Raw genomic sequence first — 23,439 nt, 5'->3', positions numbered from 1 at the left:
CGATATACGGAACACAGTTTCGAAATTTAGGGCTATCATAGCGCAACCACCGACGATTTCCAGGGCTTTTTTGCCATGAGCACGACCCGTCTCCCCGATCCCGAATTCGATACCGCGCCCGCTGAGTCGAGCGATCCGAATTTCGTCACGGCACTCGCCCGCGGGCTGGAACTACTGCGCGCATTCCGCCCAGGCGACACGCTGCTCGGCAACCAGGAATTCGTCCGGCGCACGGGCTTCCCTAAAGCCACCGTCAGCCGGCTGGCTGGCACGCTGGTGTCGCTCGGTTACCTGCGTTATGACGACGCGCTCGGCAAATACGGGCTCGACGCCGGTGTGCTCGCACTCGGGTTTGCCTATCTGGCCTCGAGCGATGTGATCCAGCTCGCGCGCCCGCACATGAGCGCGTTTGCACAGCGCTTTGGCGTGTCGATCTCGCTCGGCAAGCGCGATCGGCTGGACATGGTTTATCTGGAGACGATCCGCCACGACAGCCCGTCGATGAGCGGTTCATCTGGCTTGGGCGTGGGCTCGCGGCTGTCGCTGCTGTCGAGTTCGATGGGACGGGCGTATCTGGCTTCGTTGCCCGCCGCGCGGCGTGAGCGCTTGTACGAAGCATTGCGCACGCAGCAGCCCGCGCAATGGGCGGCGGAAGGCGCCGCCGCAGACGACGCAGTCAAAGCCGGCGTACGCAATGGCTACGCCGTATCGCTGCGCGACTGGCATCCCGCCATCCACGCATGCGCAGTCGCGTTCTTCGCGCCGAGCCAGCGCGAGCCGTATGTCGTGAGTTGCAGCGCGCCATACACGTCCGCCGATGCAGAGCGCATCCGCGACGAACTGGCCCCCGCGCTACGCGAGTTCGCGGCACGGCTAGGCCAAGTGGCCGAGCCCGCCATGTAGTTGTGTACGAAGTAACAGGGCTTGCCTGGACGTGAGAAGGGCGTCCAGACGGTTTGGCCGTTGATGCCCTAGATGGCGCCTTGAATTTCTGTTGCAGAGAGGAAAAAGGAAGGGAAACTGTCTGAGCGAAGCGAGTTTTTCCCTTCCCCTCTCTGCGACATAAATTCAAGGAATCTTTCGCCATCTCGGGCGCGCCTTTCTTTGCTTACTTTCTTTGGCAAGACAAAGAAAGTGAGTCAGCCCCGGCAGGGGATGAAAACAGAGATCGACCAATAGCAAAAGTCACAAGTCAGTCCGCAACTTCCAAAGCTCCGGAAACAACACCACATCCAGCATCTTCCGCAGGTAACCGACACCTTCGGTGCCGCCCGTCCCACGCTTGAAGCCAATCACGCGCTCCACCGTGGTCACATGCCGGAACCGCCATTGCCGGAACGCGTCTTCCAGATCGACGAACTTCTCAGCCAGTTCGTACAGCTCCCAGTGGTGCGTCGGGTCCCGATAGACCTCCAGCCACGCCGCTTCCACCGAGGCGTTGTAAGTCACAGGCCGCGACCAGTCGCGCTCGATGCAATCCGCGTCGAATGCAAAGCCGTGACGCGCCATGTAGCGCACCGCCTCGTCATACAGCGACGGCGTTTCCAGCGCAGTCTTGACCTGTTCGTAGTGCTCGGTGCGATGTGCGTGCGGCTTGAGCATCGCCGCGTTCTTGTTACCGAGGATGAATTCGATCTCGCGGTACTGATACGACTGGAAGCCCGACGATTGCCCCAGGTGCGGACGCATGGCGGAATATTCCGGCGGCGTCATCGTGGCGAGCACGTTCCACGCCTGCACCAGCTGATCCATGATGCGCGACACACGCGCCAGCATCTTGAACGCAGGGGGCAGGTTGTCATTGCGCACGCAATCCCGCGCGGCGCGCAGTTCGTGCAGCATCAGCTTCATCCACAGCTCGGTGGTCTGATGCTGGACGATGAACAGCATCTCGTTGTGATCCGGCGAGCGCGGGTGTTGCGCGTTCAGGATCTGGTCGAGCGCGAGGTAGTCGCCATAGCTCATCGATTTCGAAAAATCGAGCTGGGCGTCATGCCAGCCTTCGCCCTGGGCGGCATGCATGGGGCAGCCCGATGCTGCGGGTTGGTTCGGGTTCGACATCTCAGGTCACCAGCGTACGTTCGTTGAATTGGGCCGATTGCCATGCGCCGGTTTCGAGCACATCGCGCAGAATTTCCACGGCATCCCACACATCGGCAAAGCTCGTGTAAAGCGGCGTGAAGCCGAAGCGCATGATGCGCGGCTCGCGGTAGTCGCCGATCACGCCGCGCGCAATCAGGGCCTGCACCACCGCATAGCCGTTGGGGTGTTCGTAGCTGACGTGGCTGCCGCGGATGGCGTGCTCGCGCGGCGTGACGAGCGTGAGCGGAAAGCCTGCGCAGCGCGTTTCCACCAGCGTGATGAAGAGGTCGGTGAGCGCCAGCGACTTGGCACGCAGCGCAGCCATCGACGTCTGCGCGAAGATGTCGAGCCCGCATTCGACCATCGCCATCGACGTGATCGGCTGCGTGCCGCACAGGAAGCGGCCGATGCCGGCGTCGGCGTCGTAGCGCGACTCCATCGCGAACGGCCGGGCGTGGCCCCACCAGCCCGACAGCGGCTGCCAGAAGCGCTCGCGCAGCGCGGGCGCCACCCACACGAAGGCCGGCGAGCCAGGGCCGCCATTCAGGTATTTGTAGGTGCAGCCGATGGCGTAATCCGCGCCGCCAGCGTGCAGGTCGACGGGCACGGCGCCGGCCGAATGCGCCAGATCCCAGATGGCCAGCGCGCCGTGCTTGTGCGCCAGCGCCGAGACGGCGGCCATGTCGTACATGTGCCCGCTCTTGTAGTTCACGTGCGTCAGCATCGTGACGGCGACGTCGTCGCCCAGCGCGCCTTCCAGTTCTTCCGGCGAGTCGATCAGGCGCAGTTTGTAGCCGTCGCGCAGCAGGTCGGCCAGCCCTTCAGCGATGTACAGATCGGTCGGAAAGTTATGCGTTTCCGACACGATGATCTTGCGGGCGGGTGCGTCTTCGCGCTGCACGCGAATCGCGGCGGCCAGCACCTTGAAGAGGTTGATCGATGTGGTGTCGGTGACGACGACTTCGTCTTCGCGTGCACCAATCAGCGGCGCAAGCTTGTTGCCCAGGCGTCGCGGCAGCTCGAACCAGCCGGCCTGGTTCCAGCTGCGGATCAGGCCATCGCCCCATTCGTTGGCGACGACTTCCTGCGCGCGGGCGAGCGCGGCTTTCGGGCGGGCGCCCAGCGAGTTGCCGTCGAGATAAATCACGCCGTCGGGCAGCGCAAAGGCGTCGCGCAGCGCGGCGATCGGGTCGGCCGCGTCGCGTTCGACGCAGGCGTTTCGAGTGATGGTCATGTGAATGCCGGGTGAAAAAGGGTGGGTGTTCTGTCGTTTGTGTCGATCAGGGGAGGCTGCGCAGCACGGCGCGCACTGGGCTCGCATCGAGTGTGGCGAACTTCAGCGGTAGGGCGATCAGTTCGTAATCGCCGGCGGGCACGTCGTCGAGCACGAGCCCTTCGAGGATGGCGAGGCCGTGTTTGCCCACGGCGTGGTGCGCGTCCATGGTCTTGGAGGTCTGCGGGTCGAGCGAGGCGGTGTCGACGCCGATGAGCTTGACGCCGTGCGCGGCGAGCAACGCGATGGTCTCGGGCGCAACGGCGGCAAAGTCGTCGTCCCACGCGGTCTGCGGCATCTGTGCGTACGTGCGCAGCAACACGCGCGGCGGTACGTCGGTCAATGCATCGCGCACGTGTTCCGGCTCGACGCGCGCCACGCCCACGCAGTGGATAACGCGGCACGGGCCCAGGTAGGCGTCCAGCGGCACCTGGCCGATGGCAGCGCCGTCCGCGCGGTAGTGCAGCGGCGCATCGGCATGGGCGCCCGTGTGCGGCGAGAGCGTGATGCGCCCGACGTTGACCGGGCAGTCACCTTCGAGCTTCCACGCAATTTCCTGCGAAAACGGCGTGTCGCCAGGCCACGTCGGTGTGGCAGGGGAAAGGGCGGGGCTGATGTCCCATAAAGTGCGTTCCAAGGCGGCTCCAGGGCAGAAAAATCGGGCAATCCGTGCCGAAATGATAGGGAAATCCGTGCGCAATGGGTTTGCATAATCGTGCGAGCTATCTCGGTGGATTCGCATAAAATGCAAAGTAACAACCAGATGGCGCAAGGAAACACGAAGGATGCAACTCGATACCACCGATCTGCGCATTCTGCAGGTCTTGCAGGAAGATGGGCGCATCAGCAACCAGGATTTGGCGGAGCGCGTCGCGCTGTCGCCGTCGGCCTGCCTGCGGCGTGTGCGGATGCTGGAAGAGGGCGGCGCCATCACCGGTTATCGGGCGCAACTGGGCCGCGCCGCGCTCGGGCTGGAGCTGGAAGCGATCGTGCAGGTGTCGATGCGCCAGGACGTGACGGGCTGGCACGAGACGTTCATGGCCGCCGTGCAGAGTTGGCCCGAGATCGTGGCCGCTTACATCATCACCGGGGATTGCAACTACATCCTGCGCGTGCAGGCGCCGAATCTGCAGCACTACTCGGAATTCATCATCGAGCGGCTGTACAAGACGCCCGGCGTGATGGATATCCGTTCGAATATCGTCTTGCGCACCATCAAGGACCGCGAGGGCGGTCTCGCGCTGCTGATGGACGCGCGTGGCGTGCGTCCGCTGGAAGGCGGGGCGACGGGCAAGCGCGGGAAGGGCTAACTAGCGCTCCGCCTGCTGGCGTGGGTCAATGCCCCGCTGCAAGCATGCGCGGATAGTGGATAGTGGCCCGTGTCTTGTCGACTGAAGCGGGCCATGGCCAGGACGTTACCGCCGCATGACGGCGACTCAGTCGCCGAGGCGGGTGAGCGACGAAAACGCGCCGCGATGAAACACCAGCGGCGCTCCCTCCGCGTCGACGACGCCGCAGCGCTCGACTTCGCCCACGAAGATGACGTGATCGCCCTCGTCGTATCGGCTGCGGTTATGGCATTCGAACCAGGCCAATGATTGCGCGAGGATCGGCAGGCCGGTCGGGCTGAGGCGGTAGTCGATGTTGGCAAAGCGGTCGCCCTTGAGCGTGGCGAAGCGCTTGCACAGGTCCAGCTGCTCGGCGGCCAGGATATTGATGACGTAGTGGGAGCCGGCGTGGAACAGCGGGAATGAATTCGCCTGCATGCCCAGACTCCACAGCACCAGCGGCGGGTCCAGCGACACCGAATTGAACGAGCTGGCCGTCACACCGACAAACGCCGGCGTTCCTGGCCGGCCTTCGGAGCGCGTGGTGACCACCGTCACGCCAGTCGCAAACTGGGACAGGGCATGCCGGAAATGCGCGGCATCGAAGTCGGGCGGGGTGGCGCGGCCATGTGGGCGTCGATGTGACGACGCCTCGCGCGCGGAAGATTCCCTGTCCCGCGCATCCATGGGAATGGCTCCGTGTTGGTCCATGAAAACTACCGAAAGTAATGCGCAATTGTAACGGACGACCGATAGGCCGCCCGGACGTAGGGCTTTGCGTGATGCTGCGTCCACATCATGGCGACTGTGTCAGGATTGGCGTCTTCGGCCGACCAATGGCAGCCCAATCAATGCAGGAGAAACCGAATGACTGAACAACGCGCCCTTGAAACCGCCGTCCTGGGCGGAGGCTGCTTCTGGTGCCTGGAAGCCGTGTTCCAGCAGGTGCAAGGCGTGCAGAGCGTGGTGTCCGGCTATGCCGGCGGCCATGTCGATCGCCCGAGCTACCGTGCCGTCTGCAACGGCAATACCGGCCACGCTGAAGTGGTCGCCGTGAAGTTCGACCCGGCCGTGATTCCGTATCGCGAGATTCTGGACATCTTCTTCGCCATTCACGACCCGACCACCGTCGACCGCCAGGGCAACGATGTCGGCCCGCAATACCGCTCGGCCATCTTTGCGCAAACGCCCGAGCAGTTGGCGACGGCGCGCACGGCCATTGCCGAACTGGGCGCCAGCGACATTTTTGAAGCGCCCATCGTGACGGAGCTGGTGGATGCCGCTGACGGCAAGGTGACGTTCTGGCGCGCCGAGGATGAGCACCAGAACTACTTCCGCGACCACCCGGCCCAGGGCTATTGCGCGTTCGTCATCTCGCCCAAGGTGGCGAAGTTCCGCAAGCAGTTCGCGCACCGCTTGCAGGGCTGAGAAAGCGCGCCGAGGCTACGCCGCGTCCGCCGGTAGACGCGCGGCAATGGCCTCGGCCAGCTTGATGCACGACAGCGGGGACGATCCTTCCGCCTTGTTGCTCACCAGGATCGTCACCTTGCGCCCGGCCGCCAGCGCAGCGACGGCCATGTCGGCCAGCGTCTCGCGCGAGAACGGGTCTTCATCGACGAGCTTGTTGAACGGTTTGTACGCCGCTTCGGCCTGTGCGTAGCGATAGCGGCTGTTGAGGTTCCAGCGCACCACCAGCGGGCCGCCCGCGCCTTCATCCAGCAACGCCACGGCGGCGGCTTGCCGGTCCACCGCCGGCATCCGCTCATGCAGGCCGACGCAATAACGCACGCCTGCTGCGCGCAGCATCTTGATGAAGCGCGGCGTGAGCAGCGTGGCGTCGCGCAATTCCACCGTGTAGACGGCGTCGGGATTGCGTTGCGGATCGAGTGGCGGCAACGCGGCCAGGAACGCCTCGAGCCGTTCCACAAAGCCGGCCGCATCTTCGGAGAGCGCCCCCAGTGGCGAGAGCTGAAACACCAGCGGCCCGCACCGCGTTCCCAGCCCGCGAGTGGCGGGCTCGACAAAGTCGCGGATGGCAAATTCAGCATTCAGGAAGGCGGGATTGGCCATGCGGCCGCGCCCGTCCGATTCCCGAATCCACGCGTCGCATACTGCGGAGGTCGCCTTGACCGCAAAGCGAAAGTCTTCCGGCACGCTGGCCGCATAGGCGACGTAGTCCGCCAGTGGGATCGGCGAATAGAAGCCGCGATCGATGCTCACCGTGCGCAGCAGCGGGTGCTGGGCATACGCCGCCAGGCCTTTGCGCGCGAGCATCGAATCGGAGTACTCGCCCGCATACACGAGCCCGTCCCACCCCGGATACGACCACGACGAAGTGCCGATGCGCAGGGCGCGCGGCAAGCGCTGCGCGAGTGCCGCCACATCGGGCGCAATCACGGCCGGCTGCACGCCCTGTCGGGCGGGCGAGCGTTTGGGTTTCGGAGCGGAGGTGCCGGGTTCGGCGGTCGCGTTTTCGCTAGGGGCGGGCGGCGCGCCGAACAGATCGTCGATGGGGGAACTGGCGGTCAAATGGTTACGCGTAGATATAGCGGCGCGACCACGGGATCGACGTCGCCGACTTGCCGGCCTTCTGCAGCACGGTCTGGAAGATCGAGATTTCGTCGGCGTCGAAAGCGTGTGCGCAGCCGGCCAGGTAGACGCGCCAGATGCGGTATTTCTTCTCGCCCACCATCGCGCGGATGGTTTCGCCGTTGGTCTCGAAGCGCTCGGCCCAGTGCTCGAGCGTGCGCGCATAGTGGCGGCGCAGGCTTTCGACGTCAAGCGCTTCCAGGCCGCCATCCTGCGCGGCGCTCAGCGCCAGCGAGATGTGCGGCAGCTCGCCTTGCGGAAAGACGTAGCGGTCGATGAAATCGCCGCCGCCCATCGAGCTTTCGCCGCCGGCCGGATCGGACGACGTGATGCCGTGGTTCATGGCGATGCCGTCGTCGGCCAGCAGGTCGTGCATGCGGCGGAAATACCCCGGCAGGTTCTTGCGCCCGACGTGCTCGAACATGCCGACGCTCGTGATGCGATCGAACTTGCCGGTCAGGTCGCGGTAGTCCTGGATACGGATTTCGATCTGGTCTTGCAGGCCGGCCGCGCGCACGCGTTCGGTGGCGAGGTCGTATTGGTTTTGCGACAGCGTCACGCCCAGGCAGCGCGCGCCGTACTTTTGCGCGGCACGCAGCACCAGCGCGCCCCAGCCGCAGCCGATATCGAGCAGCGTTTGCCCGGGCTGCAGGCGGATCTTCGTGAGAATGTGGTCGATCTTCTTGAGCTGCGCCTCGTCGAGCGTTTCATCGCCGTTCTCGAAGTAGGCGCAAGAGTAGACCATGTTCTGGTCCAGCCACAGCTTGTAGAAGTCGTTGGAAACGTCGTAGTGGTACTGGATCGATTCCTTGTCGCCTTCCTTGGTGTGGGCAAAGTGGCGCACCACGCGGGCCAGCGCATTGCCGCTGCTGACTGCCGCCGCAGAGGCCAAGCTGTAACCCACGTTGATGATGTCGGCCAGCTTGCCGTCCAGGTCGATCTTCTCCTGAACGTAGGCTTCGCCGAGATTGTTGAGGGTCGGAGAAAGCAGCAGCGGCAGGGCGCTCGCTTCGCGCACGGTGAGCGTGACGCGGGGCTGCTCGAAGCGGCCCAGTTCGTATTGATCACCGTTCCATAACCGCAGGCGTACAGGAAGGTTGGCAGACTCGCGGATGTCGTGGATCCACTGCTCGAGTTTGCGGTCAATCGCCTGTTGGAAAAACATGTCGACGCCTCCCTGATGTGCAGGTGTTCGGGGCGGCCATCGGATTGCGGCCCGAACGGATCACATTAGCTTACGACAAACTTTCCCATTGTGCTGTGCGGGTCTTAGGGGCGCCTGCCGGGCCAATCGCGTGGCAGCAAGCGCCGTGCCGGCATGACGCAATGCGCAATAACGCATTGCGCCGGCCTGCCCGACTATGGGGCAAGGCGGACGATCGCCCAACTGCCATCCGCCTGTTTGCGGTACTCCAGCCGGTCGTGCAGGCGCGAAGGGCGGCCTTGCCAGAATTCGAGCCGCTCCGGGAGCAGCCGGTAGCCGCCCCAGTGCGGCGGGCGCGGCGGCGCGTCGCCAAAGCGCTGGCGGTATTCGGCTTCGCGGGCTTCCAGCGTTGCGCGGTCGGGCACTTCGCTGCTTTGCTCCGAGGCCCAGGCGCCCAGACGGGAGCCTAGCGGGCGCGAGTGGTAATAGGCGTCGCTTTCGGCGTCGCTCACTTTTTCGACGATGCCCTGGATGCGCACTTGCCGCTCCAGCCCGATCCAGTGGAACAGCAGCGCTGCGCGGGGGTTGGCGGCCAGTTCTTCGCCCTTGTGGCTGGCGTAGTTCGTGAAGAAGGTGAAGCCCCGTTCGTCCAGGTTCTTAAGCAGGACGATGCGGGCCGACGGCTGGCCATGCGGGTCGACGGTGGCGAGCGTCATGGCGTTGACTTCAGCGATCTCGGCCTTCAGGGCCTCGTCGAACCAGCGGCGGAACTGGCGCAGGGGGTTGGCGTCGACGTCGGCGATGTCGAGCGAAGCGCGGGCGTAATCGGTGCGGATATCGGCAATGGAGGTCATGGGCGTGGCGAATGCGGCAGGCGAACGGGGCGAGTATAGACAAACGCCGCCTGCCGTTATTTGCTTGCGCGCAAAGGGGGCTGGCACGGTTTGCGCTTGCCGCCGGGGGCTGGCGATCCCTTCTGCGCCGCCTATATTGGCTAGTCAAGGGCATCAGGCCGCGGCGCTTGCCATGTCTGCCACAAAAATTTCAACAGGATGTCGAAATGGTCCCCCGTTCCCATGTTCCCGACACCGCCGCTGGCTTGACGCGCCGCCAGTGGCTGCAGGGCACGCTCGCGTTGGCTGCGGCCGGGCTGGCGGGCTCGCAGGTGCTGCGTGCGGTCGCCCAGGCCCCGACTGAATCGCTCGATGCATTCATGGCGTTGTCACAGGCGCTGACGGCACGGCCCGCGCTGGATCGCGGCGTGGGCACGCGGTTGCTGGCCGCGCTGGGCAAATCCAGCGCCGACTTTGCCGCGCAATTGCGACCGCTGGCGCAGGCGCTGGCAGCGGGCTCGCTGTCCGACGCACAGCAGAAGACGGCGCTGCAGATTCTGGAAGCGTGGTACCTGGGTGTGGTCGACGGCAATGTCGTTACGTACGAGCAGGCGCTGATGTACAGCGTGGTCTCCGACACGCTCGTCATCCGCACGTATTGCCCGAACCAGCCCGGCTTCTGGGCCGAGCCCCCTGTCGAGAGGCAAGCCTGATGGCCGATACCCAACAAGCCGATATCGTGGTCGTGGGCTCCGGCGTGGCCGGGGCGCTGGTGGCGTACGAACTGGCCCGCGCGGGCAAGTCGGTGCTGATGCTCGAAGCCGGCCCGCGCCTGCCGCGCTGGGAGATCGTCGAGCGCTTCCGCAACCAGGCCGACAAGATGGACTTCATGGCGCCATATCCGTCGACGCCATGGGCGCCGCACCCGGAATATGGCCCGCCCAACAATTACCTCGTGCTCAAGGGCGAACATCAGTTCAACTCGCAATACATTCGCGCGGTAGGCGGCACGACGTGGCACTGGGCCGCATCGACGTGGCGCTTTTTGCCGAACGACTTCAAGCTGCGCAGCGTGTACGGCATCGCGCGCGACTGGCCGATCCAGTATCAGGATCTTGAGCGCTATTACGGCCTGGCTGAGGAGGCCCTGGGCGTATGGGGCCCGAACGACGAAGACCTCGGCTCGCCGCGCAGCCAGCCGTATCCCATGGCGCCGCTTCCGCTGTCATTCAGTGAACGCACGATCAAGGATGCACTCAACGCGCACGACGCGAGCTTCCACGTGGTGACCGAGCCGGTGGCGCGCAACAGCCGCCCGTACGACGGCCGCCCGACCTGCTGCGGCAACAACAACTGCATGCCGATCTGCCCGATCGGTGCGATGTACAACGGCATCGTCCACGTGGAGAAAGCCGAGCAGGCCGGCGCGCGGCTGATCGAGAACGCCGTGGTCTTCAAGCTCGAGGTCGGCCCCAACAAGCGCATCGTCGCTGCGCGTTACAAAGACGCGAAAGGCGCCGAGCACCGCGTGGAAGGCAAATGGTTCGTGCTGGCCGCCAACGGCATCGAAACGCCCAAGCTGATGCTGATGTCGACCAGCCAGGATTTTCCGAAGGGCGTTGGCAACAGCTCCGACATGGTGGGGCGCAACCTGATGGACCACCCCGGCACCGGCGTGAGTTTTTATGCCGACCGCAAGTTGTGGCCGGGCCGCGGGCCGCAGGAAATGACCTCGCTGATCGGCTTTCGTGACGGGCCATTCCGCGCCACGCAGGCCGGCAAGAAGCTGCACCTGTCGAACATCTCGCGCATCGAGCAGGAGACGCAGCGCATCTTCAAGGAAGGCAAGCTCATCAAGCCCGCCGAACTGGATGCGCGCATCCGCGACCAGGCCGCGCGCTACGTGCAGTTCGACAGTTTCCACGAGATCCTGCCGCTGCCGGAAAACCGCATCGTGCCGAGCACGACGGAGGTCGACGCCATTGGCATTCCGCGCCCGGAGATCACGTACCACATCGACGACTACGTCAAACGCAGTGCCGTGCATACACGCGAGGTCTACGCAACGGCAGCGCAGGTGATGGGCGGCACCAATGTCGAGTTTCACGACGACTTCGCGCCCAACAATCACATCACCGGCGCCACGATCATGGGTGCCGATCCGAAAGACTCCGTGGTCGACAAGGATTGCCGGACGTTTGACCACCCGAACCTGTTCATCAGCAGCAGTTCGACCATGCCGACGGTGGGCACTGTCAACGTGACGCTGACCATCGCGGCGCTGGCATTGCGGATCGCCGATCAACTGAAGAAGGAGGCGTGAGATGAAAACGATCGCTTCTTTCTCACTGCTGTTGTTGACCGGCCTGGTGGCCAATGCGTGGGCGAAGGACACCCCGGCCGACACCGCGCAGATCAAACGCGGCGAATACCTCGCCATTGCGGCCGACTGCGCGGCCTGCCATACGGCGCCCGGCGGCAAGCCGTTTGCCGGCGGCTTGCCGATGCAGATTCCGATGCTGGGCACCATTTACAGCAGCAACATCACGCCCGATGAGAAGACCGGCATCGGCAAATGGACCTACGAAGAATTCGAGCGCGCCGTGCGCAAAGGCGTGGACGATGACGGCAACAACCTGTATCCGGCCATGCCGTATCCGTCGTACGCAAAGATCAGCGATGCGGACTTGCGCGATCTTTATGCGTACTTCCGCAACGGTGTGACGGCCGTGGAAAACCGACGGCCGCGCAGCACCATCCGCTGGCCGTTGAACATGCGGTGGCCGCTCAAGCTGTGGAATCTCATCTTCCTCAAGAGCGAGCCGTACGTTCGGAAGGCCGACAAGTCGCCGACGTGGAATCGCGGTGCCTACCTCACGCAGGGCCTGGCGCATTGCGGCACGTGCCATACACCGCGCGGTTTTGCCATGCAGGAGAAGGCGCTGGACGAGCGCGGCAGCGGCTATCTGGCGGGCTCGACGCTGGCCGGCTGGACAGCGTTCAACATCACGTCGGACCCCACGAGCGGCATTGGCGCATGGAAGCCCGAACAGCTTGTGCAATACCTGCGCACCGGCAGCGTGCCCGGCGTGGCACAGGCCGCGGGGCCGATGGGCGAAGCGGTGCAGCACAGCTTTTCGAAGATGACGATGCAGGACGTCCAGGCCATCGCCGAATATCTACGGACGGTGCCTGCGGTGAGCAACAACCTCGAACGCGCACGGCAGGATTGGGGCAAGCCCGCCACCGATGTGACGACGCTGCGCGGCAAGCCCATCGAGACCACCATCGACGCCGCGCGCCTGTATCTCGGCAATTGCGCTACATGTCACCAGGCCGATGGACGCGGCACGCCCGATGGTTACTACCCGCCGCTGCTGCACAACTCCACGGTCGGCACGCGGGATACGACCAACCTCGTGCAGGTCATTCTGTTCGGCATTGACCGCAAGGCGGGCGACCGGCACATCGGCATGCCCGCATTTGGACGCGAGCTATCGAACGAACAGTTGGCAGCGCTGACGAACTACGTTACGCGCCAGTTTGGCGACCCCGCCACGCCGGCAGTGACCGCGGAAGCCATCTCCAAGCTGCGCTCAGCCAAGTAGCGCCACCGCGCCGGCGGCAGGTCAGCCGCCGGTGGTCAGCGGATCGCGCGACGCGGGTGCGGCGGGGCGGGGTGCAGGACGCTGGGGCGCCGCACTCTTGCCCGCGTCGGGTTGTGCCGATTTCAACTCGCCTTCCGGCGTGCGCCCCGGCTTCTTGCTGTGATACGTCTGGCCGGGTGGCGGCGCCGTGGGGCGCTGGCGAACGTCGGCGAGCAGCTCGCCGCAGGCGCTCTCCGGCGCCGGCTTCAGTTCCAGCACCGGCAATACCGCCGCCACCGGCGCCGTCAGCGCCAGCGCCACTGCACCGCCTGCTCGCAGCGCCACGACGGCCGGATTGACGGACACATCCGGATGCTTGTACGTGCCTTTCACATATAGCGGCGTGCGCAGCGAAAACACGCGCAGCCCCTTTGAATCCGGGTGGATGGTGAAGTCCAGCGCTTCCTGCTTGAAGCTCGTCGCGCCGGTCACATCGATGACGGCATCCTGCGTATCCACCACGAACGTGCGCGCCTGCGCCAGGCCGTTGCTCACGGCAAAGTCCCCGGCCGCGCAGTTGATGGTGACCTGCTTGTCGCCGAAGAGCTTGGTCAGGATCACGTTGCCGACGTTCAGCCCCATGGCTTCCAGGATGAACTTGCTGATGGTGCCTTGCTCCACCAGGATCTTGACCTCGCCGTTGGACGATCCGAGCAGCGCTGCCACGGAATTGCCCGTCGCCGAGAGCCGGGCGTCGCCGTTGATCTCGCCCACGCTGGCGCGCACCGATTCGATTTTCGGAAACAGTTGCTTGATCTTGAAATGCCGTGCCGCCAGCGCCGCGCGCGCCTGCATCGGCGTGGCGTGTCCGTCGAGCTGGATGTTGGACGTGAGCGTGCCGCCCGCAATGCCGAAGTTGAGCGGATCGAGCGTGAGCACCGCGTCCTGCAGCTTGATGTGCGTAACGAGGTGGTTGATCGGCAGGTCGGCGGTCTGGACGATGCGCTCACCGGTGAACTTCACGTCGGCGTCGATGGCGTTCCAGCGATCGGTGCGGAAGGGCTCGACCGGCAAGACCTTGTCGGCGGGCTGGCGCACGGTTTTGCTGTCGTCGGGGTCGGCGCTCGGGTCGGCCCGCTTGGCCTTGCTGGCGTTGGAGTCGGCACCGATGATCGGCGCGAGGTCGGCAAACAGCAATTGATGCGAGACCAGTTCGCCCGTCAATTGCGCACGCGGCTCGCGCATCGCATAAGTGAGCGTGCCGCCCAGATCGGAGCCGCCCACGCGCCCCGTGAATTTCTCGTAGCGCCACGTCGAGCCTTGCTTGCGCAGTTCGCCGATCAGGCGGCCGCGCGTGTCAAACGGCGGCGTGTCAGGCAGCACCACGCCGGTCAGCGGATACAACTGCGCCATGCTTGCGCCCGATAAGTGCAGACGCAAATCGAGCGCCGTCAGGCTGGCAGGGTTGGTGAGCGTGCCAGCCAGGTCGATGCGCGTCTTGCCCACTGTCACATCGGCCTGCAGCGGGTAAGGACGTCGGGCGTCCTGCAGACGGAGCACGCCGCCGGCCTTGCCGGTGCCGTTGATGGTGGCGTTGTTGTAGGTGCCCTTGACGGTCCACGCGATGCCGTAAGGCTGCTGCGGATCGGGCGCCACCGGTGTCTGCGCTGCAGTGTCGGAAGCGGCTGCGCCCGAAGCAGCCGGCACCTTGGCGGGCTGGTCCGCGCTCTTGACGACGGTGCCGTTGGCCGCGGTGTAGAGCGCCTGGTTGTCGACGGTGTCGATGGTTGCGGTCAGGTGGATGCGCTTGATGTCGTCGTCCAGCGCGAGCGAGCCCTTGCTGAATGCGATCTCCCGCAGGTCCAGTTTCCAATCCGATGGCTTCTTGTTGTCGCCCTCGCTGCCGGCCAGGTTGAACGTCCAGTTGTTGCGGTTCTGCTTGTCGCGCTCCAGCGCAATGGCGGGCGTGTCGAGCGTCACGCTGGGGATAACGATGCGATGCGCCAGCAGCGGCAGCGCCTCCAGCACAAACGTGAGTTGATGGATGGTGGCGACGTGCGGTTGCTTGGCCCAGTCCGGGTTGCCGACCGTGATGTCATTGGCGATCAGTCGCGGCCACGGCACATAGGCGCGCCAGCCGGATTCGCCCTGAGGCTTCTTCCACGAGAGGATCAGGTCGCCGTTGATGGCAAAGGGCCGCCCGATGGCTTGCGAAACGCGGTCATTCAGATAGGGCCTGGCTCGGTTCCAGTCGAACGTCAGCACAAAGATGACCGCCGCTGCCACGATGACGACGGGTGTGATGACCAGTCCGAGGGCGAGTTTGCCGGATGTACGCATCGTGTTTTTGTTGGAATTGGCACAAAAATGCGACCGCGCGCGTTGATATATAGTTCGGCGCAACCACGATTCAATTGTGTCATGAGCCAAGTAGCAATCAGCGCGCCCGCGCACCCGCCCATCCTCGATGATGAATACGCACGCCGGTTTGGCGGCGTCGCCCGGTTGTACGGCCCGCAGGCCCTCGAGCGGTTTGCGGCGGCGCACGTGTGCGTGATCGGCATCGGCGGCGTGGGGTCGTGGGTGGCTGAGGCGGTGGCGCGTTGCGGTGTCGGCAAGTTCACGCTGATCGACCTCGATCACATTGCCGTGTCCAACACCAACCGCCAGATTCACGCGCTGGGCGACGCGTATGGCATGGCCAAGGTCGACGCCATGGCCGAGCGCATTCTCCAGATCAATCCACGCGCAGAAATCAGCCGCATCGATGATTTCGTGACCGTCGAAAACGTCGAGGCATTGCTCGGCCACCCGTTCGACTACGTGATCGACGCCATCGACGCGGTGAAGGTGAAAACGGCCATCATCGCGTTCTGCAAGCGCACCGGCAAGCGCGTCGTGACGTGCGGCGCCGCGGGCGGGCAACTGGACCCCACACGCATTCGCGTGACCGATCTCTCGCGCACGATTCAAGACCCGCTGCTGGCCAAGGTGCGCGGCAACCTGCGTCGCCAGCACGGCTTTTCGAAGAACCCGAAGTCGCGTTTCGGGATCGACGCGGTGTTCTCCGACGAGCCGTTGCGCTACCCCGAACCTGAGCAGCAGGCATGCGCCGTCGAGTTGCCGGTCGAGTCGAGCCACGCCGGCATCGACGACCTTGCAGCGGCGGGTGACATTGCCGTGGTCAACGCGCCGCCCGCGCCACAGCCTGCGCAGGGGCCGCAAGGCCTGGCGTGCGCGGGCTTTGGTTCGTCCGTATGTGTGACGGCGGTGTTCGGGATGGTGGCCGCGTCAACGGCGCTGCGCGCGATCGCCGCTGTGTGACGGCGTGCGGCCTTATCGCGGGATGACCTGATCCAGCTTCTCGCGGATGGCGTCGGCGTACACGCCCGACCATCCGTCTCGCGGCTGGCTGTTGGCAAAGACAACAAAGCCCGGCATGACCGACACACCGTATCGATCGGCGGTGTGCTGGTTTTCGTCGAAGTCCATGGTGACGAAGGTGGCGCGTCCGGCGTAGCTCGACTCCATCTGTTCAAGGCTGGCCACGGCGGACTGGCTGGGGTGACTCCACTCTGCGGCAAAGCACACCACCACCGGGTTGCGTTGCGAGGCGTCGATCACATCGGATTGAAACGAGGCATCGTTGACGGTCTTCATGGGCGCTCCCAGGGTGGAGTGGACGCCCGCGCAACGAAGGCCTGCGGGCAGGGCCACTCTGACTCTAGGCAGCAGACCGCCGGTCGACAACCTGTGTTCAGGCGACGGGCTCGATATTGCGCAGCGGGCTGCCCATTTGCGCCAGATACGTCGTCATCATGCGGTCCATCACGTCGACATGTTGGGCAAACCAGGCCGGCAATTCCGCCACCAGCCGACGGCCCAATTCCATCTCGCCGGCCGCGGCGCGCTTGCGCACTTCCCGGCACAGCGCCAGCACGTTGTCGTGTTCGCCGCGATGGCAGTGACGCGGGGGAAAGTCGGCCGCGTCCATCCAGGCGTTTTCTTCAGCGAAGTGATGCTCGGTGTGGTCGATGAAGGCGTCGAGCGCGTGGATGAACTCGGCGTCCGATGCATCTGCAACGGCATTGAGCAGCGTGCAGAACTCGACGTGGTTGGCGTCGGTGGCGGCGTCTCCGAGTTGGAGCGCTTCCGACCATTCGATCACGGGCATGGCAGGCTGGGAAATGGGATGGGCGAGGCGATCAGCTTAAGCGAGGCACACCGCGCCGCAGTTTGACGACGGGCAAACCTGTTAGCCGACGTCCGGGGCGGGATGCTGCTGCAGCACTTCCACCGCCCGCGCATAGAGCGCCACCGATGGCGCATAGCCACGCCCGATCTGGTACAACGTGCCGCCTTGTTCGGCCAGCAGGCTCGGGAAGCCATTGATGCCCCAGCGGCGCGAGAGTCGGAAGTCTTCGCGTGTCTCGCTGCGCAGGGCATCCGTGTCGAACACGGCATCGAAGTGTTCCGCCTGGACGCCATTGGCGAGCGCAACGTCGCGCAGCACATCGGCTTGTGTGGTGTCGCGCCCTTCAGCGTAGAAGGCGTGCTGGATCGCGTGAAAGACGGTGAGGACGCGTTCGTCGTCCTCGGCCCAGTGTTCGCGCGCCATGACGACGGCGCGGCAGGCGGGTTCGGTGTCGTAGACAAAGCCGTCGCGTCGCATGGCCACCTGAGGCGACTGGTCGAACGGCATGCCGCTGCGTTCGGCCACGGCATGCCAGTGGTGGAGGATTTCGTCGCGCTTGTCGGCGGCCATCGGCTCCCGCTGGCCCGGGCGCAGGCCCCCCGTGATGACCGTAAGAGGCACCGGCGCACCCAGCGTGTCCGCCAGCCGCTTGCGCAGGTCAGCCAATTGCGGGCCGAAGCCGTAGCACCACGAACACATCGGATCGGCCACGTAGATCAATCGCATGATGGCTGCCTCAATTCAATTTGGACGCGAGCTGCCGGCGCCAGTGTGATACCGCCTGGGGCGCGTCGCGCATCATGTCGAATACCGAGACCATCGTCTTGCGCGCAATGTCGTCGCGGAAGGCGCGATCCCGCTCGACGATGGCGAGCAATTGCTCCAGGGCCGCTTCGTAATCCTGCCCGGCGATGTACTGCTGCGCCAGGTCGAGCCGCGCCTGCAGGTTGTCCGGTTGCGCTTCCACGACGGTGCGCAGGGCGCCGGCATCGGGCAGCGTATCGGCCCGTTCGGTGGCCCTCAGGCGCGTTTCGAGCGGGGCATAGCGCTCGTCCTGCGGCGCCTTGGGCGAGAGCAATGCGAATTCGTCCTGCGCGGCGTGCGCATCGCCGGTGTCGAGGAGCAGGTTCACCAGCGCAAAGCGCGCGGCGTCGAAGCCGGGGTCGAAGGCCAGGGCGTTCTGGAATGCTTCGCGCGCGTGGGCGGTTTCGCCGGCCTGGCTCGCGGCCAGCCCTTCGCGATAGGCGACTTCAGCGGGTTGCGGGATCACGCGGTCAAGGAACGCGCGCAATTGCGCTTCCGGCAAAACGCCGACGAACTGGTCGACCGGCTTGCCATCCACGAACGCCACCACGTACGGGATGCTGCGGACGTGGAACTGGGCGGAAAGCTCGGGGTTTTCGTCCGAGTTGATCTTGGCGAGCTTCCATTTGCCGGCGTATTCGGCTTCCAGCTTTTCCAGCATCGGACCCAATGTGCGTCTGGGGCCGCACCATGGCGCCCAAAAATCGACCAGCACCGGGATCTGGCGAGAGGTATCGATCACTTCTTGCGCGAAATTCTGCGAGGTGATGTCGCTCATCGTCGGGGTTCTCCTGAGGGGCAATGGCGCCGGCACATGCACCGGCGAGAGGTATCAGGCATTTTACTTGGGGGTGGACCGGGCCGTTTCGAGGCCGTCTGCCGTCCGTCTGCCCGCCGCAATAACGTATGTCAGAGCAACGGTTGAAAATAGAACGATCGTTCGGATACCATCCGGTAAAAACAACACACAGATTCACGGAGACATGGCATGACACGACCGCACTTCCAGTTCTGGCCCCGCCGTTTGCCGCACAACATCAGCTCGCCGCAAACGAGCCTTTGGTACAACCTGGAAGTGTCTGCCCGACGCTATCCGGACAAGGATGCCGTCATCTTCTACGGTCGGCACACGACATTCCAGGAACTGCACGACGATGCCGTGGCCGTAGCCGGCTGGCTGCAGCAGGTGGCGGGCGTGCAGAAGGGCGATCGCGTGCTGCTGTACATGCAGAACTGCCCGCAGTTCATGGCCGCGTACTACGGCATCTTGCGCGCCGATGCGGTGGTCGTGCCGGTCAACCCGATGAACCGGCCCGAAGAGTTCAAGCACTACGTGACCGATGCCGGCGCTGCAACGGTCATCTGCAGCGCAGATCTGGCCGCCAACGTGACCACGGCCAACGCCGAGCTGCCGGAAGCGCAGCGCACCCGGCACCTGCTGGTCACGTCGTACGCCGATGCGCTGCCGGCCACCTACGAATATCCCGAAGACGCGCCCCCCGCATGGATCACCGCCCAGCATCCGGCGCAGCCTGGCGCCGTTGCATGGAACGACGTGCTCGCGCAGCGCCTTGTGCCCGGCCCGCACACCGCTGGACCCGACGACCTGGCCGTGATGCCATACACGTCAGGCACGACGGGTTTTCCGAAGGGCTGCATGCACCCGCACCGCACGGTGATGCACAACATCGTCGGCGGTTCGATGTGGTCGAACGGGACGAAGGAAGGCGTGAGCCTGTCGATCATCCCGTTGTTCCATGTGACCGGCATGCAGTACGGCATGAATGCGCCGATCTACATGGGCTCGACGGTCGTGATGCTGCCGCGCTGGGATCGCGAGGTGGCGGGGCGGCTGATCTCGCGCTACAAGATCACGCATTGGACGAACATCCCGACCATGGTGATCGACTTCCTGGCGAGCCCCCAACTGGCCGAGTTCGACCTGTCGAGCCTCGCCTACATCGGCGGCGGCGGCGCGGCGATGCCGCAGGCCGTGGCCGAGCGCCTGCTGAAGGATTTCAACCTCGCGTACCAGGAAGGCTACGGCCTGTCGGAGACCATCGCGCCGACGCACAGCAATCCGGCCGATCGCGCCAAGCAGCAGTGCCTCGGCATTCCCGTGTTCAACACCGATGCGCGCATCGTAGATCCGCAGACGCTCAAGGAGTTGCCCCCGGGCGAGGTGGGCGAAATCATTGTCTGCGGCCCGCAGGTGTTCCTCGGCTACTGGGGCAAGCCTCAGGCCACCGCCGAGGTCTTCATCGAATTCGAAGGCAAGAAGTTCTTCCGCACGGGCGACCTCGGCAAGATGGACGAAGAGGGCTATTTCTTCCTGACCGACCGGCTGAAACGGATGATCAACGCGTCGGGCTTCAAGGTGTGGCCGGCCGAGGTGGAGAGCCTGCTGTACAAGCATCCCGACGTGCAGGAGGCCTGCATCATCGGCACGCGCGACGCGTATCGCGGCGAGTCGGTCAAGGCCGTGGTGGTGCTCAAGGCCCACGCCAAGGGCAAGACCACCGAAGACGACATCATCAACTGGGCGCGCGACAACATGGCGGCCTACAAGTACCCGCGCGTGGTCGAGTTTGTGGATGCGCTGCCCAAGTCCGGCACGGGCAAGGTGATGTGGCGCACGCTGCAGGAGCAGGAAAACGCAAGGAATGAAGCAGCCGAGAAACCGGCCGCTGCTTAAAGAGCGCAGCAAGAGAAAGGGGCCTGAGTGGCCCCTTTTTCAATGTCCGCGCGCCTTGAAGAGCAGTGCGCCGATGCCGTGGAAACCACGCTGACGCGCATGCCGCATCGGCGTGACGCCGCCGCGGTCGGCCAGGTTCGGGTCCGCTCCGCCGTCGAGCAGCAGTTGCACGGTCTTCTCGTATTTGTCGCTGCCGTCGCCCAGGGCCACGGCTTCGATCAGCGCGGTCAGGCCCAGGTTGTTGGTGGCATCGGGCGGAACGCCGGCCTTCACGAGTTCATTGACGACTTCGACATAGCCGCGGCGTGCAGCCGGGATGAGCGCGGTGTCGCCGTCCCCGTTGGTGGCGCGCAGGTTGGCGCCGTGCGCGAGCGCCAGGCGCACCGTTTCCGCATCGCCCTGGCTGGCAGCGAGCAGGAAGGCGCTGTTCTGCGTGTTGTCCTGCACGTTGACGTCGGCGCCGGCCTGGATGAGCAGGCGTGCTGCCGCGCCCATATGCGCCATGACGGCGGCGATGAGCGCCGTGCGGCCATCGGCGTCGCGCGCCTTGAGGCTGGCGCCTTCGGCCAGCAACGCCTGGATGGCCATCGTGTTGCCGGCCTGTGCGGCGAGGATCAGGTCGCGATCACGCGTGGCCGGGTCGCTGCGTCGGGCGGGGCGCGCGTCGGGCGGGCGTGTCGTGCTGGGCGCAACCTTCGCACCAGCGCTGGCCGCCACATGCAGGATGGGCAGATGCTGCTCCTGCCACGCGTTGGCCATGTCGCCCACAGCCAGTGCCATCCCCAGCATGATGCCGATAAGCTGGTTGAGCGCGGGATGCGGGGCGATGAGCATGGCGGGCGGGTTCAGGCGCTGAGATAGGGATCGGGCAGCGGCGCGGTGTCGGTTGCGTCCGTTGCATCGGTCGTGGCGCAGGGGCCGTTTGCCGCGTCGGTCGCCTGCAGGCGCGACCACAGGCGGTCCAGATACGGATCGTGCAGCCCGTTGCTGGCCAGGCCGATCAGCGTGCGCTGCAGGTATTCGCGTGCCGGGCCGTACAGCCCGACCGCGTTCCGCAGGCAGCCGACCACGCGCTCGTCGGGCAGGCGGCCGGCATACGCTTCGTGCGCGCGGTTCATGACAAAGGCCAGCGCGAGGACACGTTTGCCGTTGATCTCGGTCGGGAGCCAGCGAGGGAGGTATGCGCCGGTCAGCATTTCGCGGCGCCACAGCACGCGGAATTCGTGCTCGACATGGTCGCGCGGTACGCGGAATGCCACACCCCGGCAGCTGCCGCCCCGGTCGAGGCCGAGTACGAGCCCCGGGTTGTCCCAGGTGCCGCGGTTGATGCGGGAGTAGAGATAGAAGCCGCGGTGATAGCCGTGCACCGTGGCGCGGGCGGCCTCGGTGTGGAAGATCATCGGGTTCCAGATCAGCGAGCCGTAACCGAACACCCAGGCGTCCTGGCATTCGCCGGGCGCAGCCGACAACCGCGCGAGCGTCGATGCAAGCGACGCTTCCAGCGCAGCCTCGGTCAGCAGCGACGACGCGACGGGCGAATCACCCAGGGCGGCGCGCAACCGGTTCTGTTCGAGATCCTCTCGGGTGACGGCCATGTCGCAAGCATAGAGCAATCGTCAAGAGTGGTCACGCGGACGGACGGCCGATGGCCTGGAAACAGGGCGTTGCGCGTGTAGGCGGAGGCTTGACTATGGCGCGGCCGCAACGGTGAAGCGTGCAGCCGGAAAACTGGAGGCGGGGGATCGGAATTGAACCGTCTTATACGGCTTTGCAAGCCGCAGCATTGACCACTCTGCCACCCCGCCGGGGGAGGCGGCTTGTGATGCGCCATGTGACGCATCGCAAGCCGGGGCGGATTCTAGCGCAGGATCAGACTTCCAGCAGGTCGACTTCAAAAAGCAACGTTGCGTTCGGGGGGATCACACCGCCCGCGCCGCGCGCGCCGTAGCCCAGGGCCGCCGGGATGATCAGCTTGCGCGTGCCGCCAACCTTCATGCCTTGCACGCCTTCGTCCCAGCCCTTGATGACCATGCCGCCGCCCAGGTGGAAGGCGAAGGGGTCGTTACGGTCTTTGCTGGAATCGAACTTCTTGCCGGCCTGGCCGTTTTCGTAGAGCCAGCCGGTGTAGTGCACGGTGACGTATTTGCCGGCCGTGGCTTCAGCGCCGTCGCCGACGACGACATCTTCGTATTGCAGGCCGCTTGCGGTGGTTTCGATGGTCATGATGAGCCTCGTGGAGTGGCGGGGGTGATAAGGGAACAGGCTCAGGCAGCGGTTGCGGCCTTGAGGGTTTCGAGCTGGACGTGGACGTTGTCCGAGTCGTTGGCAACCCAGATGTCGCCGTCCTGGATGGTGACCTGCAGACGCATGGTGCGTTCCACCATGGCGGCCAGCGCAGCCACGGTGTCGGCGGCGACTTCGTACACCGACACGTTGGCAAAGCGCGTGATCTTGCTTTCGGTCTGCTGCCACCACACGCGGCTGGCATTGCCGCTATATGTATAGACGGCGACCTGCTCGGCGCGGTTGCTGGCCTTGCGGATGCGCGTGTCGTCGGGGTTGCCGAGGTCGATCCACAGCTCGATGGCGTCGGTCAGATCGCGTTGCCAGAGTTCGGGCTCGTCGGGCTCCGACAGACCGCGTGTGAAAGCGAGCGTTTCGCTGGCGTGGCGGGCGAAGGCGAGCACGCGCACCATCATGCGTTCGTCGTTCTCGCTCGGGTGGCGGGCGACGGTCAGCGCGTGGTTGGCGTAGTAGTGGCGATCCATGTCGGCGATCTGCAGATCGACCTTGTAGATCGTGGATTTCAGGGCCATGCGGGTGGTCGGCGGATGGGCCGTTTTTGGCAAAGCGCGCATTGTCGCACGGGCCGATGAAGCTGACGGCATCGGCCGGGCGCATTCCCAACG

Annotated in this window: 24 protein-coding genes and 1 tRNA gene; 8 read left to right on the top strand and 17 right to left on the bottom strand. The window is 65.0% G+C overall.

Annotated features, from left to right (window positions below; all coding sequences use genetic code 11):
• The first annotated feature begins 75 nt into the window (after positions 1–75).
• Positions 76–903: an IclR family transcriptional regulator gene (locus R2676_RS09365; protein WP_206275644.1), complete on the top strand. Its 828-nt coding sequence runs from the start codon at positions 76–78 to the stop codon at positions 901–903.
• 282 nt (positions 904–1,185) lie between these two features.
• Here R2676_RS09365 and kynA read toward each other — a convergent pair whose 3' ends face one another.
• From kynA to kynB, 3 genes are read right to left on the bottom strand one after another with little or no spacing between them, the layout of a single operon-like run.
• Entirely contained in the window at positions 1,186–2,022 is an 837-nt protein-coding gene (gene kynA, locus R2676_RS09360) for a tryptophan 2,3-dioxygenase (RefSeq protein ID WP_374220492.1), read from the bottom strand.
• A 40-nt stretch (positions 2,023–2,062) separates the two neighbouring features.
• Positions 2,063–3,316, bottom strand: a complete 1,254-nt coding sequence (kynU, locus tag R2676_RS09355; RefSeq protein WP_206275643.1) for a kynureninase — start codon at positions 3,314–3,316, stop codon at positions 2,063–2,065.
• A 46-nt stretch (positions 3,317–3,362) separates the two neighbouring features.
• Positions 3,363–3,992, bottom strand: coding sequence for an arylformamidase (kynB, locus tag R2676_RS09350; RefSeq protein ID WP_206275642.1), 630 nt, complete (start codon positions 3,990–3,992; stop codon positions 3,363–3,365).
• A 148-nt stretch (positions 3,993–4,140) separates the two neighbouring features.
• Here kynB and R2676_RS09345 point away from each other — a divergent pair, with 148 nt between their 5' ends.
• The gene (locus R2676_RS09345) at positions 4,141–4,665 is read left to right on the top strand and encodes an Lrp/AsnC family transcriptional regulator (protein WP_065857144.1); all 525 of its coding nucleotides are present in this window, start codon (positions 4,141–4,143) and stop codon (positions 4,663–4,665) included.
• Positions 4,666–4,791: 126 nt separating this feature from the next.
• Here the strand turns inward: R2676_RS09345 and R2676_RS09340 are convergent, their stop codons facing one another.
• Positions 4,792–5,370, bottom strand: a complete 579-nt coding sequence (locus R2676_RS09340; RefSeq protein WP_027677934.1) for a flavin reductase family protein — start codon at positions 5,368–5,370, stop codon at positions 4,792–4,794.
• Positions 5,371–5,550: 180 nt separating this feature from the next.
• Here R2676_RS09340 and msrA point away from each other — a divergent pair, with 180 nt between their 5' ends.
• Entirely contained in the window at positions 5,551–6,111 is a 561-nt protein-coding gene (msrA, locus tag R2676_RS09335; protein ID WP_009238772.1) for a peptide-methionine (S)-S-oxide reductase MsrA, read from the top strand.
• A 15-nt stretch (positions 6,112–6,126) separates the two neighbouring features.
• Here msrA and R2676_RS09330 read toward each other — a convergent pair whose 3' ends face one another.
• The 3 genes from R2676_RS09330 to pdxH form a co-directional block, all read right to left on the bottom strand.
• Entirely contained in the window at positions 6,127–7,212 is a 1,086-nt protein-coding gene (locus R2676_RS09330; RefSeq protein ID WP_206275641.1) for a DUF72 domain-containing protein, read from the bottom strand.
• A gap of 4 nt (positions 7,213–7,216) precedes the next feature.
• A complete protein-coding gene (locus R2676_RS09325; RefSeq protein WP_102064740.1) occupies positions 7,217–8,437 on the bottom strand; it encodes an SAM-dependent methyltransferase in 1,221 nt (406 codons plus the stop codon).
• 194 nt (positions 8,438–8,631) lie between these two features.
• Positions 8,632–9,270 carry a pyridoxamine 5'-phosphate oxidase gene (gene pdxH, locus R2676_RS09320; protein ID WP_206275640.1) on the bottom strand — a complete coding sequence of 213 codons (639 nt, stop codon included), beginning with the start codon at positions 9,268–9,270 and terminating at the stop codon, positions 8,632–8,634.
• Between the two features lie 206 nt (positions 9,271–9,476).
• On the opposite strand from pdxH, the gene R2676_RS09315 reads away from it, so the two are divergent.
• Genes R2676_RS09315 through R2676_RS09305 form a run of 3 tightly spaced genes read left to right on the top strand, consistent with a single transcriptional unit; the run spans position 9,477 to position 12,857 of the window.
• The gene (locus tag R2676_RS09315) at positions 9,477–9,962 is read left to right on the top strand and encodes a sugar dehydrogenase complex small subunit (protein WP_027677930.1); all 486 of its coding nucleotides are present in this window, start codon (positions 9,477–9,479) and stop codon (positions 9,960–9,962) included.
• On the top strand, positions 9,962–11,572 hold the full coding sequence (locus R2676_RS09310) for a GMC family oxidoreductase (protein ID WP_027677929.1): 1,611 nt from the start codon (positions 9,962–9,964) through the stop codon (positions 11,570–11,572). The genes R2676_RS09315 and R2676_RS09310 overlap by 1 nt, the downstream gene beginning before the upstream one ends.
• A gap of 1 nt (position 11,573) precedes the next feature.
• Entirely contained in the window at positions 11,574–12,857 is a 1,284-nt protein-coding gene (locus tag R2676_RS09305; protein WP_206275639.1) for a c-type cytochrome, read from the top strand.
• Positions 12,858–12,878: 21 nt separating this feature from the next.
• Here the strand turns inward: R2676_RS09305 and R2676_RS09300 are convergent, their stop codons facing one another.
• The gene (locus R2676_RS09300; protein WP_206275638.1) at positions 12,879–15,176 is read right to left on the bottom strand and encodes an AsmA family protein; all 2,298 of its coding nucleotides are present in this window, start codon (positions 15,174–15,176) and stop codon (positions 12,879–12,881) included.
• 81 nt (positions 15,177–15,257) lie between these two features.
• Here R2676_RS09300 and tcdA point away from each other — a divergent pair, with 81 nt between their 5' ends.
• On the top strand, positions 15,258–16,160 hold the full coding sequence (tcdA, locus tag R2676_RS09295) for a tRNA cyclic N6-threonylcarbamoyladenosine(37) synthase TcdA (RefSeq protein WP_206275637.1): 903 nt from the start codon (positions 15,258–15,260) through the stop codon (positions 16,158–16,160).
• Positions 16,161–16,172: 12 nt separating this feature from the next.
• Here the strand turns inward: tcdA and R2676_RS09290 are convergent, their stop codons facing one another.
• From R2676_RS09290 to trxA, 4 genes are all read right to left on the bottom strand, one after another.
• Positions 16,173–16,496: a thioredoxin domain-containing protein gene (locus R2676_RS09290; protein ID WP_206275636.1), complete on the bottom strand. Its 324-nt coding sequence runs from the start codon at positions 16,494–16,496 to the stop codon at positions 16,173–16,175.
• A gap of 97 nt (positions 16,497–16,593) precedes the next feature.
• The gene (locus R2676_RS09285) at positions 16,594–17,010 is read right to left on the bottom strand and encodes a bacteriohemerythrin (protein ID WP_206275635.1); all 417 of its coding nucleotides are present in this window, start codon (positions 17,008–17,010) and stop codon (positions 16,594–16,596) included.
• Positions 17,011–17,091: 81 nt separating this feature from the next.
• Positions 17,092–17,757: a DsbA family protein gene (locus tag R2676_RS09280; RefSeq protein WP_206275634.1), complete on the bottom strand. Its 666-nt coding sequence runs from the start codon at positions 17,755–17,757 to the stop codon at positions 17,092–17,094.
• A 10-nt stretch (positions 17,758–17,767) separates the two neighbouring features.
• Positions 17,768–18,613 carry a thioredoxin gene (gene trxA, locus R2676_RS09275; protein WP_206275633.1) on the bottom strand — a complete coding sequence of 282 codons (846 nt, stop codon included), beginning with the start codon at positions 18,611–18,613 and terminating at the stop codon, positions 17,768–17,770.
• 210 nt (positions 18,614–18,823) lie between these two features.
• On the opposite strand from trxA, the gene R2676_RS09270 reads away from it, so the two are divergent.
• Positions 18,824–20,530, top strand: a complete 1,707-nt coding sequence (locus R2676_RS09270) for a long-chain fatty acid--CoA ligase (protein WP_206275632.1) — start codon at positions 18,824–18,826, stop codon at positions 20,528–20,530.
• Positions 20,531–20,569: 39 nt separating this feature from the next.
• Here the strand turns inward: R2676_RS09270 and R2676_RS09265 are convergent, their stop codons facing one another.
• From R2676_RS09265 to R2676_RS09245, 5 genes are all read right to left on the bottom strand, one after another.
• Entirely contained in the window at positions 20,570–21,364 is a 795-nt protein-coding gene (locus tag R2676_RS09265) for an ankyrin repeat domain-containing protein (protein WP_206275631.1), read from the bottom strand.
• 11 nt (positions 21,365–21,375) lie between these two features.
• A complete protein-coding gene (locus R2676_RS09260) occupies positions 21,376–22,125 on the bottom strand; it encodes a gamma-glutamylcyclotransferase (protein WP_206275630.1) in 750 nt (249 codons plus the stop codon).
• A 134-nt stretch (positions 22,126–22,259) separates the two neighbouring features.
• Positions 22,260–22,335, bottom strand: a tRNA-Cys gene (locus R2676_RS09255).
• A gap of 64 nt (positions 22,336–22,399) precedes the next feature.
• Positions 22,400–22,753, bottom strand: a complete 354-nt coding sequence (locus R2676_RS09250) for an FKBP-type peptidyl-prolyl cis-trans isomerase (RefSeq protein ID WP_012761517.1) — start codon at positions 22,751–22,753, stop codon at positions 22,400–22,402.
• 41 nt (positions 22,754–22,794) lie between these two features.
• Positions 22,795–23,346 carry a YaeQ family protein gene (locus R2676_RS09245; protein WP_206275629.1) on the bottom strand — a complete coding sequence of 184 codons (552 nt, stop codon included), beginning with the start codon at positions 23,344–23,346 and terminating at the stop codon, positions 22,795–22,797.
• Positions 23,347–23,439 lie beyond the last annotated feature (93 nt).

The organism is Ralstonia flatus, assembly GCF_958439105.1.
Taxonomy (GTDB): Bacteria; Pseudomonadota; Gammaproteobacteria; order Burkholderiales; family Burkholderiaceae; genus Ralstonia; species Ralstonia flatus.
The sequence above is the reverse complement of the archived record's forward strand: the minus strand, read 5'-3'. Positions and strand labels throughout refer to the sequence as shown.

What these genes read in the sequence shown, in the direction of transcription:
- kynA (WP_374220492.1), bottom strand. Translation starts at nt 2,022, where the DNA reads ATGCATGCCGCCCAGGGCGAAGGCTGGCATGACGCCCAGCTCGATTTT.
- R2676_RS09345 (WP_065857144.1), top strand. Translation starts at nt 4,141, where the DNA reads ATGCAACTCGATACCACCGATCTGCGCATTCTGCAGGTCTTGCAGGAA.
- R2676_RS09250 (WP_012761517.1), bottom strand. Translation starts at nt 22,753, where the DNA reads ATGACCATCGAAACCACCGCAAGCGGCCTGCAATACGAAGATGTCGTC.
- R2676_RS09245 (WP_206275629.1), bottom strand. Translation starts at nt 23,346, where the DNA reads ATGGCCCTGAAATCCACGATCTACAAGGTCGATCTGCAGATCGCCGAC.
- R2676_RS09260 (WP_206275630.1), bottom strand. Translation starts at nt 22,125, where the DNA reads ATGGCCGTCACCCGAGAGGATCTCGAACAGAACCGGTTGCGCGCCGCC.
- R2676_RS09290 (WP_206275636.1), bottom strand. Translation starts at nt 16,496, where the DNA reads ATGAAGACCGTCAACGATGCCTCGTTTCAATCCGATGTGATCGACGCC.
- msrA (WP_009238772.1), top strand. Translation starts at nt 5,551, where the DNA reads ATGACTGAACAACGCGCCCTTGAAACCGCCGTCCTGGGCGGAGGCTGC.
- tcdA (WP_206275637.1), top strand. Translation starts at nt 15,258, where the DNA reads ATGAGCCAAGTAGCAATCAGCGCGCCCGCGCACCCGCCCATCCTCGAT.
- R2676_RS09310 (WP_027677929.1), top strand. Translation starts at nt 9,962, where the DNA reads ATGGCCGATACCCAACAAGCCGATATCGTGGTCGTGGGCTCCGGCGTG.
- kynU (WP_206275643.1), bottom strand. Translation starts at nt 3,316, where the DNA reads ATGACCATCACTCGAAACGCCTGCGTCGAACGCGACGCGGCCGACCCG.
- R2676_RS09305 (WP_206275639.1), top strand. Translation starts at nt 11,574, where the DNA reads ATGAAAACGATCGCTTCTTTCTCACTGCTGTTGTTGACCGGCCTGGTG.
- R2676_RS09300 (WP_206275638.1), bottom strand. Translation starts at nt 15,176, where the DNA reads ATGCGTACATCCGGCAAACTCGCCCTCGGACTGGTCATCACACCCGTC.
- R2676_RS09265 (WP_206275631.1), bottom strand. Translation starts at nt 21,364, where the DNA reads ATGCTCATCGCCCCGCATCCCGCGCTCAACCAGCTTATCGGCATCATG.
- R2676_RS09315 (WP_027677930.1), top strand. Translation starts at nt 9,477, where the DNA reads ATGGTCCCCCGTTCCCATGTTCCCGACACCGCCGCTGGCTTGACGCGC.
- R2676_RS09365 (WP_206275644.1), top strand. Translation starts at nt 76, where the DNA reads ATGAGCACGACCCGTCTCCCCGATCCCGAATTCGATACCGCGCCCGCT.
- R2676_RS09280 (WP_206275634.1), bottom strand. Translation starts at nt 17,757, where the DNA reads ATGCGATTGATCTACGTGGCCGATCCGATGTGTTCGTGGTGCTACGGC.
- R2676_RS09285 (WP_206275635.1), bottom strand. Translation starts at nt 17,010, where the DNA reads ATGCCCGTGATCGAATGGTCGGAAGCGCTCCAACTCGGAGACGCCGCC.
- R2676_RS09270 (WP_206275632.1), top strand. Translation starts at nt 18,824, where the DNA reads ATGACACGACCGCACTTCCAGTTCTGGCCCCGCCGTTTGCCGCACAAC.
- R2676_RS09325 (WP_102064740.1), bottom strand. Translation starts at nt 8,437, where the DNA reads ATGTTTTTCCAACAGGCGATTGACCGCAAACTCGAGCAGTGGATCCAC.
- trxA (WP_206275633.1), bottom strand. Translation starts at nt 18,613, where the DNA reads ATGAGCGACATCACCTCGCAGAATTTCGCGCAAGAAGTGATCGATACC.
- R2676_RS09340 (WP_027677934.1), bottom strand. Translation starts at nt 5,370, where the DNA reads ATGGATGCGCGGGACAGGGAATCTTCCGCGCGCGAGGCGTCGTCACAT.
- pdxH (WP_206275640.1), bottom strand. Translation starts at nt 9,270, where the DNA reads ATGACCTCCATTGCCGATATCCGCACCGATTACGCCCGCGCTTCGCTC.